Raw genomic sequence first — 21292 nt, 5'->3', positions numbered from 1 at the left:
TCTTGGCGCGTCCCGTCAGATCGCTGTGCTGACCTTGTGCCCCGGCGCATAGGTCAGCCGCACGGCGGTGACGGGCATGTCGCCGGAGAAGGTGGTGCGCTCCATGACGAAGAGGGCCTCGCCCGGCTTGCACTGAAGCATGTCGGCGAGGATCGGGCTGGCGCTGGTGGCGGAAAAATCGATGCCGCCGCGCGAGAAGGGAATGTTCTGCACCAGCCATTCGTTGGGGCTGATGGTCACGAAATCCTGCGCTCCGGCGCCTTCGACCGCCGGGTTGATCCAGCGGTCTTCCTGGCAATAGGGCTTGCCGTCCGCCATATGCAGGGATGTGACATGCAGGCAGGGCGTGCCGGGCTCCAGTGACAGGGCTGCCGCGATGGCCGCGGGCAGGGGCTTTGTGCCGAGGGTCAGCCGCTGATAGGCATAATCCATGCCCTTGGCCTCCACATCCTGCCGGATGACCGGGATCTGGAACGTGGCGCGGCGCACGGGATTGAGCGGCACCCGCGTTCCGGCCTTGCGGCGGCGTTCCAGCATGCCGAGGATGGCCAGTTCCCGCAGGGCCCGGTTGACGGTGGCTCGCGCGCAGCCGAACTCCGCCGCAAGCTCCTCCTCATGCGGGATCAGACTGCCCGGCGCCCATTCCCGGTCATGAATGCGCCGCAGCGCCTCCGCCTGAATGGACTGCCAGGTAATGTTCCCCGCAGCTGCCCTGGAAGCTGCGGGCCTGTTTGCGTCTGCCTTTGTCATTCCCCATACCAGGTTTTCATATGTCCGGTTTTCACGTGTCCGGTTTCCCCGGTCAGGCGTCTTTCAGCTTGCGGATGGTCCGCATGTAGGCTTGCCTGATATTGTCCCGCGCCACGTGACGGCCGCCCTTGACCATATGCCGCCCAGCGGCCCAGACGTCGCTGACGATCCGGTCGTCTCCGGCAAAGATCCAGCTGTCGAGGGCGGTGTCGCCGCTGCGGCCCAGCATGTTGGCATCTTCCGTGTCCAGCGCAAGCAGATCTGCAAGAAAGCCCTGGGAAATCTCACCCGTCTTGCGGCCTGCCGCCTGTGCGCCGCCCCGGACCGTCTCCTCGATCAGCACCCGGCCTGTAGACCGTTCCGCCGTTGCGAGGGCGGCACGCGAGCGGTCGCGCAGGCGCTGGGAATAGTCGAGGGTGCGCAGCTCTTCGGTGAGTGAAATGCGGATGTTGCTGTCCGATCCAATGCCGAAGCGCCCGCCTGCCGCAGCAAAGCGCACGCCGTCAAAGATGCCATCGCCAAGGCTCGATTCCGTGATGGGGCATAGGCCCGCGACCGCACCTGTCGCGGCAAGGCCCAGCGTTTCGGCCTCTTCCATCTGGGTGCAGTGGATCAGGCACCAGCGTCCATCGACCGGCTGGTTGGCCAGAAGCCATTCCACCGGCCTTGCACCGCGATGGGCCTTCACTTCTTCCACCTCGGCCATCTGCTCCGCCAGATGCATGTGCAGCGGCGCATGCGGGCGCAAGGCGGCGGCGCGGGAGAGGTCTTCGGCGGAGACGGCGCGCAGGCTGTGCGGGGCAATGCCGACGCGGGCATCGGCGGGCAGGGCGCCAAGGGCAGCTTCGGCACCTTCCACCAGCGTGGCGAAGCGGTCCATGTCATTGCCGAAGCGAACCTGGCCCGCCCCCAGCGCCCGCCTGTCGCAGCCGCCATATTGATAGAGCACTGGCAGCAGCGTCAGGCCGATGCCGGATGTGGCAGCCGCCGCGGCGATGCGGGCGGACATTTCGGCAAGGTCAGCATAGGCCTCACCGCCCGGCTGGTGATGCAGGTAGTGGAACTCCACATTGGTAGCGTAGCCCGCTTCCAGCATCTCCATCTGCACGAAGGCGGCGATCGCTTCCACGTCTTCCGGCGTCAGCTGGTCGAGAAAGCGGAACATCAGCTGGCGCCAGGTCCAGAAACTGTCCCGCGGATCCGGTCCGCGCCGCTCAGTGAGCCCGGCCATGGCGCGCTGGAAGGCGTGGGAATGCAGGTTGGCCGGGGCAGGCAGCAGCAGGCCAAGGCGCATGGCATTCTGTTCGGGCTGCGTTCCGGCGGCCACATGGCTCACCTTGCCATCCGCGGCGATATGCACAGTCACGCCGCTTGCCCAGCCATTGGGCAAAAGCGCCTGCTCCGCCCACAGAACCTGCGCTGCGAAAGACGGGTTTCCGCCACTTGCCGGAGTTTCTCCGTTTTTTGCGCTGCTCATTCTTTCGCCGCCTTTGCTGATTGACAGGGCTATTATGTACATACATAAATAAACCGAACTTCAGGGGAAACCAAGATGGAACTTCACGGTCCGGCCCTTCTTTCCAACGCAAGGCTCGTCACCCTGCCGGAGGCGGGTGGCTATGGCCTTGTCGAGCGCGGCGCTGTTGCGATCCGCGATGGGCGCATCGAATGGGCGGGGCCGGAAGCAGATCTTCCGGCAGCTTTCTCCGGTCATGCGCGACAGGATCTTGAGGGGCGTCTGGTGACCCCGGCCTTCATCGACTGCCACACGCATCTTGTCCATGGCGGCCACCGGGCGCGGGAGTTCGAGATGCGGCTGGAGGGGGCGAGTTATGAGGAAATCGCCCGCGCCGGTGGCGGCATCGTCTCGTCCGTCTCGGCCACCCGCGCTGCCAGCGAGGCGGAGCTTGTGGCCTCGGCGCTGCCGCGCCTTGATGCGCTGCTGGCCGAAGGCGTGGCTGTGGTGGAGATCAAGTCCGGCTATGGCCTCGACATCGAAACCGAGCTGAAGATGTTGCGCGCAGCGCGAGGCCTTGCGAGCGAACGCAAGGTGCGGGTGCGCACCACCTATCTTGGTGCTCATGCCTTGCCGCCCGAGTACAAGGGCCGCGAGGAGGCCTATCTCGATGAGGTCTGCCTTCCGGGTCTGCGCCATGCTGCGGCGGAGGGGCTGGTGGATGCGGTGGATGGCTTCTGTGAAGGCATCGCCTTTTCCGTCGCTTCCATGCGCAAGGTCTTTGATGAGGCCCGCCGCCTCGGCCTGCCGGTGAAGCTGCATGCGGAGCAGCTGTCGCATATGGGCGGCACGAAGCTGGCAGCGGACTATGGCGCGCTCTCTGCCGATCACGTGGAATATGCGACCGATGACGACGCGGCGGCGCTGGCCCGCTCCGGCACGGTGGCGGTGCTGCTGCCCGGCGCCTTTTATGCCATCCGCGAAACGCAGGTGCCGCCGGTCGCCGCCTTCCGCGCCCACGGCGTGCCGATGGCGCTGGCAACCGACTGCAACCCCGGCACGTCGCCGCTGACCTCCCTGCTGCTGACCATGAACATGGGCTGCACCTTCTTCCGCCTCACCGTGGAAGAAGCGCTCCGCGGTGTCACGGTCAACGCGGCGCGGGCGCTGGGGCTTTCGGACTGCGGGCGCATCGCCCCCGGTCTTCGAGCCGATCTTGCCATCTGGAATGCCGATAGCCCGGCGGAACTCGCCTATCGCTTCGGTTTCAACCCCCTTCATGCCCGTATCTTCGGAGGCTCGGAATGACCCTCGTGCTCACGCCCGGCAAGACCACGCTGGAGCAGCTGGAACAGCTCTGGCGGGAGGAGTTGCCCGCCCGTCTTGCCCCCTCGGCCCGTCCCGCCGTGGAAGCGGCCAGCGCCGTCATCGCCGCCGCTGCTGCCGGGGATGTTGGCGTCTACGGCGTCAACACCGGTTTCGGCAAGCTCGCTTCGGTGAAGATCGCGGCCAAGGATACGGCAACGCTGCAGCGCAATCTCATCCTCTCCCATTGCTGCGGTGTGGGCGAGCCGCTGGACCGGGCTGCCACACGGCTGATGATGGCGCTCAAGCTGCTCAGCCTCGGGCGGGGCGCTTCGGGCGTGCGCTGGGAGGTGATTGCCCTCATCGAGGATATGCTGGACAAGGGCGTGACGCCTGTCGTGCCTTCGCAGGGCTCGGTCGGCGCCTCCGGCGATCTGGCTCCGCTCGCCCACATGACGGCGGCGATGATCGGTGCTGGGGAAGCCATTTACGAGGGCGAGCGCCTGCCGGGCGGCGAGGCGCTGAAGCGGGCAGGGCTGACGCCCGTGGTTCTTGGGCCGAAGGAAGGCTTGGCGCTCATCAACGGCACGCAGTTTTCCACCGCGCTGGCGCTCATCGGCCTGTTCGGCGCCTGGGCCAATGCGGCCTCGTCCATGGTCATCTCGGCGCTGTCCACCGACGCCATTATGGGTTCGACCGCGCCGCTGCAGCCGGAAATCCATACCCTGCGCGGCCATCGCGGCCAGATCGAGGTGGCCGAGCGCATGCGGGCGCTGATGGAAGGCTCTGCCATCCGCGAAAGCCACCGGGAAGGCGATACCCGCGTGCAGGACCCATACTGCATCCGCTGCCAGCCGCAGGTTCTGGGCGCGTCTGTGGACCTCCTGCGCTTTGCTGCCGGGACGCTGGAAACCGAAGCCAATGCGGTGACCGACAATCCGCTGGTGCTGGGCGAGGGACGCATTGTCTCGGGCGGAAACTTCCATGCCGAGCCGGTGGCCTTCGCGGCAGACCAGATCGCGCTGGCCGTGGCCGAAATCGGCGCGATTGCCCAGCGGCGCGTGGCGCTGATGGTTGACCCCACGCTCAGCCACGACCTGCCGCCGTTCCTGACGCCGGAACCGGGGCTCAACTCGGGCTACATGATCGCCGAAGTGACGACGGCGGCGCTCATGAGCGAGAACAAGCATCTGGCGACCCCGTGCTCGACGGATTCCACGCCGACCTCCGCCAATCAGGAAGACCATGTGTCCATGGCAGCCCATGGCGCAAGGCGGCTGCTGCGGATGAACGGCAATCTCTCGGTCATCCTCGGCGTCGAGGCGCTGTGTGCAGCGCAGGGCATCGAATTCCGCGCCCCGCTGAAGACCTCGGCACGGCTTCAGGCCGTCATCGCCATGCTGCGCGGCCATGCGCCTGCGCTGAAGGAAGACCGCTACCTCGCGCCCGATATCGAAGCGGCTGCTGCTCTGGTGCGGGAAGGGGCATTCGTTGCTGCGGCGGGAATCGGTGACTTCCGGCCGTAAGGGGGGGGCTGCGGGTTTTGCAGTCAAGGCCTCTCCGCGCCCCTCCCCCTCGTGGGGAGGGGGTAGGGGTGGGGGGGCTCTGAGGCCGAACCCTGGAAATGCCAGAAAGACGGGTGGTTTTACGGTGCGAGTGCCTCGCCCAGAATTGAAAGGCTTTTCCCCCCACCCCCAGCCCCTCCCCACGAGGGGGAGGGGGGCTTGGAGACTGTGCCTTGGGGGCATCCCGCCTTCGCGGGGATGACAGCAGAAACCAGGGCGCTGGCAACGGCCAAAACGGAAAACAGATGAACGGAACGAACGGTCACAGGGAAGGGTTGAACGCAGATGACGCAGGATAATCAGGCCGTTCCGGCATCGCCCGTGACGGTGGAGCGCGGGGACAGCCCGGTGGTTCTGGGGCTGCCGCATTCGGGCACTTTCGTCCCGGCGGAGATCCGTGCGAAGCTGAATGCGCGCGGGCTGGTGCTGAGCGATACGGACTGGCACGTGGACAGGCTCTACGCCGGGCTGCTGCCGGGCGCGACCACCGTTGCCGCCACCTTCCACCGCTATGTCATCGACGCCAACCGCCCGCCGGATGGCGCAAGCCTCTATCCGGGGCAGAACACCACCGGTCTTGTGTCCCTGACCGATTTCGATGGCGAAAACATCTGGCTGGAAGCACCGGATGCGGCGGAGATCGAGCGGCGGCGGTTGGCCTATCACGCGCCCTATCATGCGGCGCTGGAGGCCGAGCTGCACCGCGTTCATGCCATTCATGGCTTTGCCGTGCTCTATGACTGCCACTCGATCCGCTCCAACATTCCGTTCCTGTTTGAGGGAACGCTGCCGGATTTCAACATCGGCACGGTGGAAGGCACATCCTGCGCGCCTGCGATGGCAGAGGCTGTCGCCAATATCTGCCGGGAAGCAGAGGGCTACCGCAGCGTGGTCAACGGCCGCTTCAAGGGCGGCTGGACGACGCGCCACTATGGCCGCCCGGACGAAGGCTTCCACGCCATCCAGATGGAGCTGGCGCAGTCCACGCATCTTACCACCGAACTGCCGCCTTACGCCTATGACGAGGCGCGGGCAGGGCGGTTGCGGCCCATCCTGAAGACCATTCTCGAAACCATCGCGTCAGGCAGCTGGCGCGGCTGAGGCCGCCGTCCTTCCTGTTTGTTGCAAGTCCAATGAAATAACATGATCCGGAGAGGAAACATGACCAATCCCCGCCATAACCAGCGTGATATTTTCCCGCCCACCGGCACCACGCTCAATGCCAAAAGCTGGCTGACGGAAGCGCCCTTGCGCATGCTGATGAACAACCTGCACCCGGATGTGGCCGAGAACCCGCATGCGCTGGTGGTCTATGGCGGCATTGGCCGGGCGGCGCGCACCTGGGATGATTTTGACCGCATCGTCGCGGCGCTGAAGGCGCTGGAAGACAACGAGACGCTGCTGGTTCAGTCCGGCAAGCCGGTGGGCGTGTTCCGCACCCATGCGGATGCGCCGCGCGTGCTGATTGCCAATTCCAACCTCGTGCCGCACTGGGCCACCTGGGACCATTTCAACGAACTCGACAAGAAGGGCCTGGCCATGTACGGCCAGATGACCGCGGGGTCGTGGATCTACATCGGCACGCAAGGCATCGTGCAGGGCACCTATGAAACCTTCGTGGAGGCCGGGCGCCAGCACTATGGCGGCAATCTCAAGGGCAAGTGGATCCTGACCGGCGGCCTTGGCGGCATGGGCGGCGCACAGCCGCTGGCCGCCGTCATGGCCGGGGCCTGCTGCCTTGCGGTGGAGTGCGACGAGACCCGCGCCGACTTCCGCATCCGCACCCGCTACGTGGACGAAAAGACCCATTCGCTGGACGAGGCGCTGGCAATGATCGACCGCTGGACCAAGGCGGGCGAGGCGAAATCCGTGGCGCTGATCGGCAACGCGGCGGATGTGTTCCCGGAACTGGTCAAGCGCATGAAGGCAGGCGGCCCGCGCCCGGATATCGTCACCGACCAGACTTCGGCCCATGATCCGGTGCATGGCTATCTGCCCTCTGGCTGGAGCGTTGCCGAATGGCGCGCCAAGCAGGAGAGCGATCCCAAGGCCGTCGAAAAGGCCGCGCGTGCCTCCATGCGGGTGCATGTGGAGGCGATGGTCGACTTCTGGAACGCCGGTGTGCCGACCCTCGACTATGGCAACAACATCCGTCAGGTGGCGAAGGACGAGGGGCTGGAAAATGCCTTTGCCTTCCCCGGCTTCGTGCCTGCCTATATCCGCCCGCTGTTCTGCCGCGGCGTCGGGCCGTTCCGCTGGTGTGCGCTGTCGGGCGACCCGGAGGACATCTACAAGACCGACCAGAAGGTGAAGGAACTGATCCCGGACGATGCCCACCTGCACAACTGGCTGGACATGGCGCGCGAGCGCATTGCCTTCCAGGGCCTGCCGGCCCGCATCTGCTGGGTGGGGCTTGGCCTGCGCCACAAGCTCGGCCTTGCCTTCAATGAAATGGTGCGCAACGGTGAGCTGAAGGCGCCCATCGTCATCGGGCGTGATCACCTCGATTCAGGCTCCGTTGCCTCGCCCAACCGCGAGACCGAAGCGATGAAGGACGGCTCGGACGCCGTGTCCGACTGGCCGCTTCTGAATGCTTTGCTCAACACTGCGTCAGGCGCCACCTGGGTGTCGCTGCATCACGGCGGCGGCGTCGGCATGGGCTTCTCGCAGCATTCCGGCATGGTGATCTGCTGCGATGGCACGGAAGCGGCAGACCGGCGGATCGCCAATGTGCTGTGGAACGACCCGGCCACCGGCGTCATGCGCCACGCGGATGCAGGCTACGAGATCGCCCTCGATTGCGCCCGCGAGAACGGACTTAACCTGCCTGCGATCCTGAAAGATTGAAAAAAATCAGAAGCAGGCATTTCATGAGTGGAACCAGCAGGATGGAGAACTGACATGCAAAGACGTGACTTCCTCAAGGCAGCGGGCATCGGTGCGGCGGCAACGGCAACGGGCGCAGCCCTTGCCACCCCGGCCATTGCTCAGGGCATCACCAAGTGGCGCATGGTCACCGCATGGCCGAAGAATCTGCCGGGTCCGGGCGTTGCCGCCCAGATGCTGGCAGACCGCATCACCGCCCTGTCGGGCGGGCGTCTGGAAGTGGAGCTTTTCGCCGCCGGCGAAATCGTCCCCGGTCCCGGCGTGTTCGATGCCGTGGCAGAAGGCACGGCGGAGATCTACCACGCCGTTCCGGCCTATTGGGGCTCCAAGTCCAAGGGCATCCTGCTGTTTGGCTCCCAGCCGCTGGGCCTCACCGCCATCGAGCAGATCGGCTGGCTGATGCAGGGCGGCGGTCAGGCGCTCTATGACGAGATGTATGGCCGCTTCGGCCTGAAGCCGTTCCTGTGCGGCAACTCCGGCCCGCAGTGGTTCGGCTGGTTCCGCAACGAGATCAGCTCCGTTGATGACCTCAAGGGCCTGAAGTACCGCACCACCGGCCTCAATTCGGAAGTCTGCGCCAAGCTGGGCATGGCGGTGGAAGCCATGTCGGGACCGGCCATGTTCCAGGCGCTGCAGTCCGGCGCGCTGGATGCGGGCGAGTTCATCGGCCCCTGGTCTGACAGTGCCCTCGGCCTGCAGCAGGTGGCCAAGAACTACTACGCGCCGGGCGTCGGCGAGCCGGGTTCGGCGGAAGAATGCGCGGTTAACATGAAGGCCTGGGAAGCCCTGCCGGATGACCTGAAGCAGGCGGTCGCCTATGCGGCCGAAAGCCTCTACAACCCGGTGCTGACCGAGTACAACACCAAGCACGCCCTGGCCCTGCGCGAGCTGACCGCCAACCATGGCGTCACCGTGCGCAAGCTGCCGGACGAGATCGTCATCGCCATGGGCAATGCCATGGGCGAGGTGGTCAAGGAGCTGCGCGAAAGCAATGACGAGCTGGTGCGCAAGATCACCGAAAGCTTCCTTGAGTACCGCAAGCTGATGGTCGAATACATGCCCTATGCGGACGCTGGCCAGATGAACGCCCGCGGCCTCGACTACAACTACGGCTGAGCCATCCCCTCCGGCGCGGGGTAAAAGCCGCGCCGGGGCGTTTCCAAAGTGCCGCAGCATCCCTCTCCCCCCTTGAGGGGGAGATGTCTGCGTCAGCAGACAGAGGGGGGTAACGGCGCTTCAATACGGCATCACCTCTCATATGAGCGGACAGTCCGTTACCCCCCTCTGCCCCCTGCCGGGGGCATCTCCCCCTCAAGGGGGGAGAGGAGTTGGAGCCTGACTGGCAGTCCGTTGTAAACACTACCCTCAAGGGGGCGGACGGGTCACTTTCCCGGATAGAGCCCTCAAGTCCGAGCGGGGATGACGGCCGAAGGTGAAGCGAAAGCAAATATGATCAGGGCGGCAAACGCCCGCAGCAGCAGGGGACAAGAGGGAATGGAACGGCTTGCCAGGGCTCTGGATTGGGTCAGCAGGGCAGTGGGCGCGGTGACGATCTGGTTCGCGCTGGCGATGGTGCTGCTGCAGTTCGTCATTGTGCTGCTGCGCTATGTGTTCGGCTACAGCTCGATCTTCCTCAATGAGGGCGTGCTTTATCTGCATGCCAGCGTCTTCATGCTGGGGGCAGGCTACACGCTGATGGTCAACGGCCATGTGCGGGTGGACATCTACTACGCCCGCATGACGGCGCGCGGGCAGGCGGTGATCGATCTCTTCGGCCATGTGGCGCTGCTGGGCGCCTCGCTCGTCATGCTGCTCGTCTACTCCTGGCCCAGCGTGCAGCGCTCCTGGGCCATTCTGGAAGGGCCGATTTCCGTCGGCGGCATCCCCGCCTCCTTCCTGTTGAAGAGCCTCATTCCGGTGTTCTGCGTCCTGCTTCTGCTGCAGGGCCTTGCCGCCTTCCTGCGTGACTGCCTCAAGCTGCGGAGCGCCGCATGATCCCGCTTGATATCCTGATGTTCGCCGCGCTGATCGGCTTCATCCTGCTCGGCTATCCGGTTGCCTTCACTATTGCCGGTGTGGCGACGGGCTTTGCGCTGCTCGGCTTTGCGCTGGGTGACTTCAACCTGTCGCTGATGGGCGCGCTCGGTCAGCGATTCTTCGCGGTGCTCACCAATCCGGTGCTGACGGCCATTCCGCTCTTCGTGCTGATGGGCGTGATCCTCGAAAAAAGCCGCATTGCCGAAGACTTGCTGGAAACCATGGGCCGCCTGTTCGGCTCCATGCGCGGCGGGCTGGGCGTCTCCGTTGTGCTGGTCGGCGCGCTGCTGGCCGCCTCCACCGGCATCGTCGGCGCAACGGTGGTGGCCATGGGCATGATCGCCCTGCCGGCCATGCTGCGCAACGGCTACAATCCGCGCCTGTCGGCCGGTCTCATCTGCGCTTCCGGCACGCTCGGCCAGATCATCCCGCCCTCGACGCTGCTGATCATTCTCGCCGATGTCATGTCCTCCGCCTTCCAGCAGGCGCAATACAAGCAGGGCAAGTTCTCCATCGAGACCATTTCCGTCGGACAGACCTTTGCCGCCGCGCTGCTGCCGGGGCTGCTGCTGGTGGCGCTTTATGTGCTCTATGTGCTGCTGCGCGCCTGGCTGGTGCCCGCAGATGCACCGGCCATGAAGGATCTGGACCGCAAGGCCACACGCGGCGAGGTGATGGGCGCGATCCTGCCCGCCGTCATCCTCATCGTCGCGGTGCTGGGCGCCGTGCTCTTCGGCGTTGCCTCGCCCAACGAGGCCGCGTCCGTCGGGGCCATCGGCGCCATTCTGCTCGCCGGTTACAAGCAGGGCGGCCCGAAGCGGCTGATCCTCGGCGGTGCCATCGCGCTCTTCGTGCTGGTGCTGGCTGCCGGATATTATCCGGTGCGCCTGCAGCGCTCGGACGCCGGGGCGCTGGAATATACGGTGGCGGGTGCCTATGCGCTGCTCGCCCTGACCGGCCTTGCCGCCGTTGCCGTGTCGCTGCGCCAGTCCTTTGGCGCCCGCACGCTGATCCCGGCGCTGACCCAGACCATGGTGGTCACCTCGATGATCTTCGCCACCATCCTGATGGCGTCCTTCTTCTCGCTGGTCTTCGTCGGCCTCGGCGGCGAGCACCGGGTGGCCAATATTCTGGCGGCCATGCCGGGCGGGCCCACGGGCGCGCTGATCTTTGCCATGGCTTTCATCTTCGTGCTCGGCTTCTTCCTCGATTTCGTGGAAATCGCCGTCATCCTGCTGCCGCTGCTGATCCCGCCGCTGATCCTCATGGGGCACGATCCGGTGTGGCTGGCGGTGCTGATCGCCATCAACCTGCAAAGCTCGTTCCTGACACCGCCCTTCGGTTTCTCCCTGTTCTATCTGCGCGGGGCAGCGCCCAAGGAAGTCACCACGGGCATGATCTATCAGGGCGTCGTGCCTTTCATCCTGCTGCAGATCCTCGCCATGGCGCTGATCTGGTTCCTGCCGCAGATCGCCACCTTCCTGCCGAAGGCGATGTTCTGATGGCAGTGCATCTCATCCGCTGGGGCATGGCGCGGGCCATGCCCTGGAAGAACGGCGGCGGCATCACGCATGAACTCGCCGTCTTCCCGCAAGCGGCCGGGCTTGAAGACTTCGGCTGGCGGCTCTCCATGGCCGAGGTTGCCAGTGATGGCCCGTTCTCGGCTTTCACCGGCATTGACCGGACGCTGGCGCTGGTGGACGGGGCAGGCATCGGCCTCGATTTCTGCGCTGAAGGAGAAACCGTCCTCAGCACGCCCGGCGTCTTCACCAGCTTCGACGGCGGCGTTCCCGTCACGGGCCGCCTCATCGATGGCCCGGTGCTGGATTTCAACGTCATGACCCGGCGCGGAGTGTTTCGTCACTCCATGGAGCGGTTGACGCTTGAGGAGGGCAACGGTCTCGAATGCCCCGCTCCCGGCGCAGGGGGAACCATCGCGCTGGTCTGCGTATCGGGCCGCGTCACCGTTGCCTTGGCCAAGAGCGGCGGAGAGACGCTTCAGCCGCGCGATTGTCTCGTCATTGCAGATGAAGAAGATGCACCGCTGATCTTCGGTGGTGACGGGACAGTATGTCTGGCGCGGCTTGTGCCCGTGGCGTGACAGTGCGCGGCCTCAGGTCATCTCCACCTGAGGCCCACACGCTGCCGTCCCGGACTTCGGTCTCACTTCAGCCGCGACAGCGGGCAGGGGAGGTTCTCAGCCTTCAATCGTTCCACAGCCAGGCCGCGCCGCGCACGCCGGAGCTGTCGCCGTGGACGGCCTTGCGGATCGGCACGCCGTAAGTGTCGGAGAAGATATAGGGTGCCATGGCGGGGGGAAGGTCGGTGTAAAGCTCGTCCACGTTCGACATGCCGCCGCCGAGCACGAAGACATCCGGGTCCATGAGATTGGCAGACATGGCCATGGCACGGGCGAGGCGGCTGACATAGCGCTCGTAGGACGCGATGGCTTCGGCTTCCCCGGCCCGTTTGGCGGCGATGATTTCGTAGCCCTTCAGGTCCCGGCCCGTTGCCGTGCGGTAGTCGAGGGCAAGGCCCGTGCCCGAGCACCAGCGGTCGATCGTGCCGCGGTGGCCGGTCCAGCATTCGGGGCCGGGATATTCCTCTTCCTTCATCCACGGCACGGGGATGGCGCCCCATTCGCCGCCGATGCCATTGGCCCCGCGATGGGCCTTGCCATCAATGGCGATCCCTGAACCGCAGCCGGTGCCGATGATGATGGCATGCACGAAATGCGCGCCCGCGCCTGCACCGTCTGTCGCCTCGGAGACCGCAAGGCAATTGGCGTCATTCTGGATGCGGACCGGACGGCCAAGACGGGCCTCCAGATCCTTGTCCAGCGGCATGCCGTTCATCCAGGTGGAATTGGCGTTTTTGACGAGGCCGGTACCCGGCGAGATGGAGCCGGGAATCCCGAGCCCCAGCGTGCCGGTCAACCCGGTTGCCTTTTCGGCATGGACCACCAGCAGGGCCACGGCCTCGATGCAGGCGGCATAGTCGTCGCGCGGTGTCGGCATCCGCTCGCGGTAAAGCTCCATCCCGCTGTCATCCAGCGCGATGATTTCCATCTTGGTGCCGCCCCAGTCAATTCCAAGCCGCATGAGTGCTCCCGTCCGTCATTTTTTGCACTGCAAGGACGCCTCAGGCGCGTTGCAGCGGCATTTCAAAGGCATCGCCCGCATCCGGGTCAAGGTCCCCCGGCTGCTTGCCATAGTTTTTGAACTTCCGGATGTTCCGTTCGATCTCCCCGGCAGACAGCAGCACAGGCTCGCCGCCGGAGAGGGCCGAGAGATACTGGTCGGCCAGTTCCTCCACGCCTTCGGCCAAGGCCAGCGCCTTCGGCAGATCCCGGCCATAGGCGATCTGGCCGTGATTGGCGAGAAGGCAGGCGCGGCGGGGTCCGAGCGCCTGAAGCATGGCTTCTGACAGGGCGCGGGTGCCGAATGTGGCATAGGCCGAGCAGGCAATGTGATCACCGCCCGCAATCGCGATCATGTAATGAAACGGCGGAATGGGGCGGCGCAGGCAGGCGAGCGCCGTTGCCCGCGGCGAGTGGCAATGCACCACGGCGCCGGCATCCGGGTGGGCGGTGTAGATGTCGAGATGCATCCGCCATTCGGAAGAGGGCAGGACGCTGCCATGATAGCCGCCTTCCATGTCCATGAAGACGATGTCATCCAGCGTCAGGCTCTCATAGGGCCGCCCGGAAGGAGTGATGAGAAAGCCGTCCTCGCAGCGGGCACTCACGTTTCCCGAGGTGCCGCGCGTCAGGCCGCGCGCGACCAGCGCCCGAGCCGTGCCGATGACCGCCTGCCGGAGCGCGGAAGTGCCATGTTCGTGCTGCATGACCGGAACCCGAATCCTCTCAGAGCTTTCACTCACGGGCGGCATTTAAGCCGCGCTGTAAGGGCCGGGCAAGCTGCGCAAAGCATTGGCGCGGTACGGCAGGGACAGAAAAACCAGCAGACGGCCGGCCGGAAGGTGGATGAAGGTGCCGGATGAGGTGCCGGATGAAGTGTCGCATTCAGGCGGGTCCATGGCGCTTTGAGGCTTGCACGTGATTGCCCGTTCCTGATGCTTCCCTGTGCAGGTTGCGAGGGATGCCTGCGCCTGCCTTTTCGTCAGGCAGCGGTTTTGGGCGGAAATCCTCCAGATTACAAGCGGCGCCGGAATGGTTCGGGCTGCAACGGCGAGTTCTGGGAAAAATTTTCCTGCGTAATTGGATGTGCGCAAATATTGACTTCGGTCCTGAATAAAAAACGTTCAAAAAATTCCAAATGCCCCCTTTTGTTATGTCCGATTTTTTGCTTTCCTAGCGTTCGAGATGACGGTTCAAGAGGTCATCGCGACGGGGTTCGCCGGGGCATGGTCCCGGCAATAAATGCGTGAGCGGCATAAAATAAAAAGCCGCCCGCATCGCAATTGGGGAACAGATGGCGAAAAATCGAGGGGCGTCAGTCCGTTACGAGAATGTCCAGAAAAGCTATGACGGTGAAAGTCTCGTCGTCAAAAATCTCAATCTGGATATTCCTCCCGGGGAATTTCTCACGATGCTCGGGCCTTCCGGGTCCGGAAAGACAACATGCCTCATGATGCTGGCCGGGTTCGAGCCCGCAACGCACGGCGAAATCTTTCTGAACAACAAGCCGATCAACAAGGTGCCGCCGCACAAGCGCGGCATCGGCATGGTGTTTCAGAACTATGCCCTCTTTCCGCATATGACCGTGGCTGAAAACCTGGCCTTTCCGCTGCAGGTGCGCGGCATGGCCAAGGCGGAGCAGGAGGCCAAGGTCAAGCGGGCGCTGGAGATGGTGGAACTGGGCAAGCTCGGCTCCCGCCGCCCGGCCCAGCTGTCCGGCGGCCAGCAGCAGCGTGTGGCCGTGGCCCGCGCCCTGGTCTTTGATCCGGAACTGGTGCTGATGGATGAGCCGCTGGGCGCGCTCGACAAGCAGCTGCGTGAGCAGATGCAGTATGAAATCAAGCACATCCACGAAAATCTCGGCGTCACCGTGGTCTATGTGACCCATGACCAGACCGAAGCCCTGACCATGTCGGACCGGGTGGCCGTGTTCAATGACGGCATCATCCAGCAGCTGTCGACGCCGGACCTGCTCTACGAAGAGCCGCAGAATTCCTTCGTGGCGCAGTTCATTGGCGAGAACAACAAGCTGAACGGCACCGTGGCCTCGGTGGACAATGGCTCCTGCGAGGTGATGCTGCCTGACGGCACCCGGCTTCTGGCAGACAAGGTGAATGTGGGCGGCACAGGCGATTTCACCACCGTGTCGCTGCGCCCGGAACGCGTCGAACTGGCGCCGGAAAAGCCCATGGACAACATGCTGCAGGGCCGGATCGAGGAGCTGATCTATCTCGGCGACCATATCCGCGTGCGCATGACGGTCTGCGGCAACAGCGAATTCATCGTCAAGGTGCGCAACCGCGCCGACCGGCGCCAGCTTGAAGCCGGCAGCACCGTGCCGATCGGCTGGGCGAAGAAGGATTGCAAGGCACTCGATGCCGTTGCGTAATATACGGGCAGGCGGAACAGCCTGCACCTGATTGGCCGGCAACCGGCCCAATGCTCAAAAAAGGGGAGCAGCACTAATGAGACTGGCAAGCACACTTATGGCTTCGGCCATTGTTCTGTCGGCTGGCGCCGCAAGCGCCGCGGATCTGACGATCGTGTCCTGGGGCGGCGCCTATTCGACGTCGCAGAACAACGCCTATCACAAGCCCTTCATGGAACTGCGTCCGGACGTGAAGATCATCAATGATGAATCGTCCAACGAGGCAGTCGCCAAGCTGCGCGCCATGAGCGAGGCCGGCAACGTGACCTGGGACGTGGTCGACGTGGAAGGCCCGGACAGCCAGCGCCTGTGCGACGAAGGCTTGGCCATGGAGATCGACTTTGACGAATGGCTGGCCGCCGCTCCAGATGGCACCTCTGCTACTGCGGACTTCGGCCCGTCGCTGATCAACAAGTGCTTCATTCCGCAGATCGTGTTCTCCACCACCTTCGGCTACCGCACGGATGTGGCCGCCTGGAACGGCAAGGTGCCCACGAGCCTGTGCGACATCTTCGACACGGAAAACTTCCCGGGCAAGCGCAGCCTGGAAAAGCGCCCGAAGAAGAACCTCGAATGGGCGCTGCTCTGTGATGGCGTGGCCAAGGACGACCTCTACACGGTCCTGTCCACGCCCGAAGGGCTGCAGAAGGCACTGGCCAAGCTCGATACCATCAAGAAGGACGTGATCTGGTGGTCGGCCGGTGCCGAGACGCCGCAGCGCCTTGCCGACGGCGAAGCGGTGATCGGCTCCACCTACAATGGCCGCCTGTTCTCGGTGATCGAGGAGCAGAAGCAGCCGGTTGCCATGCTGTGGGACTGGCAGGTGTTTGACTTCGACGGCTGGATCATCCCCGCTGATGTGCCGGAAGACAAGCTGCCGCTCATCAAGGAATACATCAAGTTCGCCACCGACACCCAGCGTCTGGCGGATCAGGCGAAGTACATTTCCTACGGCCCGGCCCGCGCCTCGTCTCAGCCGCTCGTCGGCAAGCATGCCGACCTCGGCATCGAGATGGCGCCGCACATGCCGACCAACCCGGAAAACCAGAAGAACTATCTGGTCAACAACATTGAGTGGTGGGCCGACAACCAGGATGAGGTGGAAGCCGCATTCCAGGTCTGGCTGACCAAGTAAGCCCGGCTCCAAGCCCGTTGATGTGCCGGATGGCTGCGCCAGACGCAGCTATCCGGCACCTTTCACGCCCTTGGTCTGCCGTGCGGCTGAGGCCGCCGTCCGGCAGGCCGGCAAGGGCTGAGGCCAAAGCCAAGGCCAAGGCCGGAACCGGGGAACAGCAGGGCGTGCTTCTGCCCCGGATCTATGGCCCGAACAGATACTCAAGCTGGATTTCCGGAACCCATGACCATTGCCGATGCGCCAGCCGCAGCCTTGACAGGCGGAGCGGGACCAAGCGGATCACGGACGGGCGAGGCTGCTCCGTCAGGCCCCGTGCTGACCCAGGATGGCCGCCCGCTGAAGGCGAGCCTTGCCAGGGCGCTGCGCCGCGAGAAAATGCGCGCCTTCATCCTGATCGCGCCGCTGCTTTTCTTCATCCTGCTGACTTTCGCAGCACCCATCTTCGACATGCTGCTGCGCTCGGTCGACAACAGCATCGTGCCCAACACGCTGCCGCGCACAGTCGTGGCACTGGAGGACTGGCAACCGGCTTCGGGCGAATTGCCCGGCGAGCCGGTCTTTGCCGCTCTCGCTGAAGACCTGAAGGAGGCCGTGGCGGCCAAGACGCATACCCGCCTCGGCACCCGGCTCAACTATGAAACCTCGGGCATGTCGAGCCTGATGCGAAGGTCAGGCCGTCTTGTTGAGCAGTTGGAGGGATCTGACATCAAGGGTCAGATGATTGCTGCTGAAAAGGACTGGGGCCGGCTTGATATCTGGACCACGCTGAAGCGCTATTCGGGATCCTATACGCCGGGTTATTTCCTGGCAGCGGTCGATGCCAGGAAGGGGCCGGACGGCTACGAGCGGCTGCCGGAGAATGAGCGCATCTACATCATGCTCTTCGGCCGCACGCTGATGATGAGCATCGCCATCACGCTGACCTGCGTCCTTCTGGGGTACCCGGTGGCCTTCCTGCTGGCGCAGCTGCCGCTGCGCACGTCGAACCTGCTGATGATCCTGGTGCTTCTGCCGTTCTGGACCAGCCTTCTGGTGCGCACCTCCGCCTGGAAGGTTCTGCTGCAGCAACAGGGCGTCATCAACGATCTTCTGGTCTGGGTGGGATTGATCGGCAATGACGGACGCCTCGTGATGATGAACAATGCCACCGGCACGATCATCGCCATGACGCATATCCTGCTGCCCTTCATGATCCTGCCGCTCTATTCGGTGATGAAGACCATCTCTCCGTCCTACATGCGGGCGGCACGCTCGCTGGGCGCCAATGACTGGACGGCGTTCTGGCGGGTCTATTTCCCCCAGTCCGTGCCCGGTATCGGGGCAGGGGCGGTGCTCGTCTTCATTCTGGCCATCGGCTACTACATCACGCCGGAGCTGGTGGGCGGCACTTCAGGCATCTTCATTTCCAACCGCATCGCCTATCACATCTCAACGTCACTCAACTGGGGGCTGGCCGCTGCGCTCGGTGCCCTGCTGCTGCTGGCCGTGATGGTGCTGTTCTATGTCTATGACAAGATCGTCGGCATCGACAATGTGAAGCTCGGGTAAGGAGAGAAACCATGTCATCCCTTCCTCCTTACGCATCGGCGGGCCAGATCGCGTGGCACTACACGTTCCGCACGATCTGCGCGCTGATCTTCTTCTTCCTGATCTTCCCGATCATCACCATCATTCCGCTCTCGTTCAACGCGGAGAACTTCTTCACCTTCACGCCCGCCATGCTGGCGCTGGATCCGGATGGGTATTCCACCAAGCATTACATGGATTTCTTCACCAATCCGGACTGGCAGCAGGCGCTGAGGAACTCCTTCATCATCGCACCGGCGGCGACGCTGATTGCAACCGTGCTCGGGACGCTGGCGGCCATCGGCCTGTCGCAGAACCATGTGCCCTTCCGCTCCACCATCATGGCGATCCTGATCTCGCCGATGATCGTGCCGCTGATCATCTCGGCCGCGGGCATGTATTTCTTCTACTCCCGCATCGGCCTTCAGGGCACCTATTGGGGCGTGGTTCTGGCTCATGCGGCGCTTGGCACCCCGTTCGTCATCATCACGGTGACGGCGACGCTGGTCGGCTTTGACCAGAGCCTGGTGCGTGCCTCCGCCAGCATGGGGGCAGGGCCGATCCGCACCTTCTTCAAGGTGCAGATGCCGCTGATCCTGCCGGGTGTGGTGTCGGGCGCGCTCTTTGCCTTCATCACCTCCTTTGACGAAGTGGTGGTGGTGCTGTTCCTTGGTTCTGCCGGTCAGAAGACGCTGCCCTGGCAGATGTTCACCGGCCTGCGCGAACAGATTTCGCCCACCATTCTGGCGGTCGCCTCGATCATGGTGCTGCTGTCGATCATTCTCCTCAGCGTGCTGGAACTGCTGCGCCGCCGGTCGGAACGGCTGCGCGGCGTGACACCGGCCTGATGCGGCAGGCGGACCCGGGAGCTGGCGCATTTTGACAAGTGTTTGGCGCGTTGCTCCGCTTGATCAGATGCGCCCGGATCACGCAGACTGAAGCAAATTCAAACGCATGTTCCGCGCAGCGGAGCGGCACGACATCGCTGGAATGATGCTTCCTCCAAGGCCTGTTGAGGCTCTTTGGAGACCCGGGGCGGTACGCCAGTTCCGGGCATTCTTCCAGCACTGAGTTCAGGCCTGGCGGGCCGGCTTCCCATTCGGGACGCCGGCCCGTTCTGGTTTCAGAAGCTGACTTTCAAGATCCGGTTCTGGCCGGTTCGGCAAGATGGAGCGATGGATATGGCAGAAGACATGATGCGGCTGCAGGTGATCGAGAACGGCGAAAAGAGCTGGTCGCCGTTTTCAGCAGGAGAGATGCAAGGCCGGCAGGACCGGCTGCGCGCCCGCATGGAAGCACTCGGTGTGGATGCCTGCCTTTTCACCAGCTACCACAACATCTGCTATTTCTCCGGCTTCCTCTATTGCGCCTTCGGCCGGCGTTTCGGTTTCATCGTCGATGATGAGGCCGCAACAGCGGTGGTGCCCGGCATTGATGGCGGCCAGCCCTGGCGGCGGGTGCATGGCACGGCGCTGACCTATACCGACTGGCGCAAGGACAATTATTTCCATGCGGTCTCCGAAATCCTCTTCCGGGGCGGACGCAAGCCGAAGCGGCTCGGCATCGAGTTCGACCATGTGTCGCTCGACCTGAAGGCCCTGCTGGAAGCCGCGCTTCCCGGCATCGAACTCGTTGACGTGAGCGATGCGGTGATGCGCATGCGCACCATCAAGAGCGCCGAGGAGCACCTGCTGATCCGTCATGGCACGCGCATCTGCGATATCGGCGGTGCAGCCATCGCGGCAGCCGTTGCCGCTGGCGTTGGCGAGCATGAGGTGGCGCTGGCGGGCACGCAGGCCATGGTGCGGGAAATCGCCGCCTCGTTCCCCTTCGTGGAACTGATGGACACCTGGGTCTGGTTCCAGTCCGGCATCAACACCGATGGCGCGCATAATCCGGTCACCAACCGCAAGATCGAGGCGGGTGACATTCTCAGCCTCAACTGCTTCCCGATGATTTTCGGCTATTACACCGCGCTGGAGCGCACGCTCTTCTGCGACCATGCCTCTGACGCTCATTTGAAGCTCTGGGAGGTGAACTGCGACGTTCACCGGGCCGGGCTGAAGCTGATCCGCCCCGGCGCCCGCTGCTGCGACATTGCCATGGAACTCAATGACATCTACCGCCAGCATGACCTCCTGCAATACCGCAGCTTCGGCTACGGCCATTCCTTCGGCGTGCTGTCGCATTACTACGGCCGCGAGGCGGCGGTGGAATTGCGCGAGGATGTGGACACGGTGCTGGAACCGGGCATGGTCGTCTCCATGGAGCCGATGATCATGATCCCCGAAGGCATGCCGGGCGCGGGCGGTTACCGCGAGCACGACATCCTGATCGTCACGGACTCTGGCGCCGAAAACATCACCGGCTTCCCCTTCGGCCCGGAGCACAACATCATCCGGGCGTGAGCACCCGCATCCTGGCGCTCGTTATCAAGGGGAGAGGAGCTTCCGTGCCAGATGGCTGGCTCAAGCTTCTCTCCTCCGCGGTCAGGCACATCTGGCCTCACTCCGGCGCTTTCGCCGTCATCTCGCCTGTCGTCAGAATAGCCGCTGCGTCGAGGCGGTGGGCGTCCATGAGGGCGGCGATTTCCTCGATGGCGCTGGCGAGGGTCTGCTGGGCCTCCCTGTCCTTGCGGGCGAAGCGGGCCTCGAATTCCTCGTCCAGCAGGGCGGGCGCGCGTTCCAGCAGCGTGCGTCCTTCCTCCGTCAGCCGGGCGTGGACGATGCGCCGGTCCGTGGCGGAGCGCTCCCGCGCCACCAGCCCGCGCTCTTCCAGCCGGTCCAGAATGGTCACCACCGTGGCCGCGCTCAGATCCGCCTGAACGGACAGCGCCTTCGTTGTCACATCCCCAAGATCGCGGATCGCCTGCAGCACCACAATCTGCGGAATGGTCAGTCCTGCCGTGCGCGCCACCTCGCGCGAGCGCAGGTCAATGGCGCGGACGATGCGGCGCAAGGCCTTGAAAATACGGGTGGCTTCGGCGTTCTGCGGCATGATGCGTCCATATGATTTGAACTCTAAT

Annotated in this window: 18 protein-coding genes; 13 read left to right on the top strand and 5 right to left on the bottom strand. The window is 64.2% G+C overall.

From position 1 onward, the window contains the following. Positions 1–15 precede the first annotated feature (15 nt). Both ACVNHC_RS05310 and ACVNHC_RS05305 read right to left on the bottom strand, forming a co-directional pair. Entirely contained in the window at positions 16–750 is a 735-nt protein-coding gene (locus tag ACVNHC_RS05310) for a GntR family transcriptional regulator (RefSeq protein ID WP_374628332.1), read from the bottom strand. A 52-nt stretch (positions 751–802) separates the two neighbouring features. After that, positions 803–2227, bottom strand: coding sequence for a formimidoylglutamate deiminase (locus ACVNHC_RS05305; RefSeq protein WP_457166632.1), 1425 nt, complete (start codon positions 2225–2227; stop codon positions 803–805). Positions 2228–2302: 75 nt separating this feature from the next. Here ACVNHC_RS05305 and hutI point away from each other — a divergent pair, with 75 nt between their 5' ends. From hutI to ACVNHC_RS05265, 8 genes are all read left to right on the top strand, one after another. After that, on the top strand, positions 2303–3514 hold the full coding sequence (hutI, locus tag ACVNHC_RS05300; protein ID WP_457166631.1) for an imidazolonepropionase: 1212 nt from the start codon (positions 2303–2305) through the stop codon (positions 3512–3514). Then, complete coding sequence (gene hutH, locus ACVNHC_RS05295; protein ID WP_457166630.1) at positions 3511–5037, top strand: histidine ammonia-lyase; 1527 nt, start codon at positions 3511–3513, stop codon at positions 5035–5037. The genes hutI and hutH overlap by 4 nt, the downstream gene beginning before the upstream one ends. 324 nt (positions 5038–5361) lie before the next feature. Next, complete coding sequence (hutG, locus tag ACVNHC_RS05290; RefSeq protein WP_457166629.1) at positions 5362–6177, top strand: N-formylglutamate deformylase; 816 nt, start codon at positions 5362–5364, stop codon at positions 6175–6177. A 60-nt stretch (positions 6178–6237) separates the two neighbouring features. Further along, positions 6238–7923: a urocanate hydratase gene (gene hutU, locus ACVNHC_RS05285; protein ID WP_457166628.1), complete on the top strand. Its 1686-nt coding sequence runs from the start codon at positions 6238–6240 to the stop codon at positions 7921–7923. Between the two features lie 54 nt (positions 7924–7977). Further along, positions 7978–9078, top strand: a complete 1101-nt coding sequence (locus ACVNHC_RS05280; protein WP_050471661.1) for a TRAP transporter substrate-binding protein — start codon at positions 7978–7980, stop codon at positions 9076–9078. Between the two features lie 378 nt (positions 9079–9456). After that, a complete protein-coding gene (locus tag ACVNHC_RS05275) occupies positions 9457–9957 on the top strand; it encodes a TRAP transporter small permease subunit (RefSeq protein ID WP_019966381.1) in 501 nt (166 codons plus the stop codon). Continuing rightward, positions 9954–11501 carry a TRAP transporter large permease gene (locus ACVNHC_RS05270; RefSeq protein WP_050471660.1) on the top strand — a complete coding sequence of 516 codons (1548 nt, stop codon included), beginning with the start codon at positions 9954–9956 and terminating at the stop codon, positions 11499–11501. Before ACVNHC_RS05275 ends, ACVNHC_RS05270 begins: the two co-directional genes overlap by 4 nt. Next, positions 11501–12100 carry a HutD/Ves family protein gene (locus ACVNHC_RS05265; RefSeq protein WP_457166627.1) on the top strand — a complete coding sequence of 200 codons (600 nt, stop codon included), beginning with the start codon at positions 11501–11503 and terminating at the stop codon, positions 12098–12100. The genes ACVNHC_RS05270 and ACVNHC_RS05265 overlap by 1 nt, the downstream gene beginning before the upstream one ends. A 103-nt stretch (positions 12101–12203) precedes the next feature. Here ACVNHC_RS05265 and ACVNHC_RS05260 read toward each other — a convergent pair whose 3' ends face one another. Together ACVNHC_RS05260 and ACVNHC_RS05255 are read right to left on the bottom strand one after the other, a co-directional pair. Next, positions 12204–13100 carry an ROK family protein gene (locus ACVNHC_RS05260; protein ID WP_457166626.1) on the bottom strand — a complete coding sequence of 299 codons (897 nt, stop codon included), beginning with the start codon at positions 13098–13100 and terminating at the stop codon, positions 12204–12206. 40 nt (positions 13101–13140) lie between these two features. Further along, positions 13141–13845, bottom strand: a complete 705-nt coding sequence (locus ACVNHC_RS05255) for a class II aldolase/adducin family protein (RefSeq protein WP_457166625.1) — start codon at positions 13843–13845, stop codon at positions 13141–13143. Between the two features lie 587 nt (positions 13846–14432). Between ACVNHC_RS05255 and ACVNHC_RS05250 the strand changes: the two genes are divergently transcribed. The 5 genes from ACVNHC_RS05250 to ACVNHC_RS05230 all read left to right on the top strand — a co-directional run bounded on the left by ACVNHC_RS05250 (position 14433) and on the right by ACVNHC_RS05230 (position 20675). Continuing rightward, entirely contained in the window at positions 14433–15527 is a 1095-nt protein-coding gene (locus tag ACVNHC_RS05250) for an ABC transporter ATP-binding protein (protein WP_050471656.1), read from the top strand. A gap of 76 nt (positions 15528–15603) precedes the next feature. After that, the gene (locus ACVNHC_RS05245; RefSeq protein WP_050471655.1) at positions 15604–16701 is read left to right on the top strand and encodes an extracellular solute-binding protein; all 1098 of its coding nucleotides are present in this window, start codon (positions 15604–15606) and stop codon (positions 16699–16701) included. Positions 16702–16923: 222 nt separating this feature from the next. Beyond that, complete coding sequence (locus ACVNHC_RS05240; protein WP_208977398.1) at positions 16924–18249, top strand: ABC transporter permease; 1326 nt, start codon at positions 16924–16926, stop codon at positions 18247–18249. An 11-nt stretch (positions 18250–18260) separates the two neighbouring features. After that, positions 18261–19115: an ABC transporter permease gene (locus ACVNHC_RS05235; protein ID WP_050471653.1), complete on the top strand. Its 855-nt coding sequence runs from the start codon at positions 18261–18263 to the stop codon at positions 19113–19115. A gap of 333 nt (positions 19116–19448) precedes the next feature. Beyond that, positions 19449–20675, top strand: a complete 1227-nt coding sequence (locus ACVNHC_RS05230; protein WP_457166911.1) for a M24 family metallopeptidase — start codon at positions 19449–19451, stop codon at positions 20673–20675. A gap of 97 nt (positions 20676–20772) precedes the next feature. Here the strand turns inward: ACVNHC_RS05230 and ACVNHC_RS05225 are convergent, their stop codons facing one another. After that, positions 20773–21264: a MarR family winged helix-turn-helix transcriptional regulator gene (locus ACVNHC_RS05225; RefSeq protein WP_457166624.1), complete on the bottom strand. Its 492-nt coding sequence runs from the start codon at positions 21262–21264 to the stop codon at positions 20773–20775. Between the last annotated feature and the right edge of the window lie 28 nt (positions 21265–21292).

This window comes from Pannonibacter sp. Q-1, from assembly GCF_054073275.1.
This window is presented reverse-complemented; position numbering and strand designations above follow the sequence as displayed.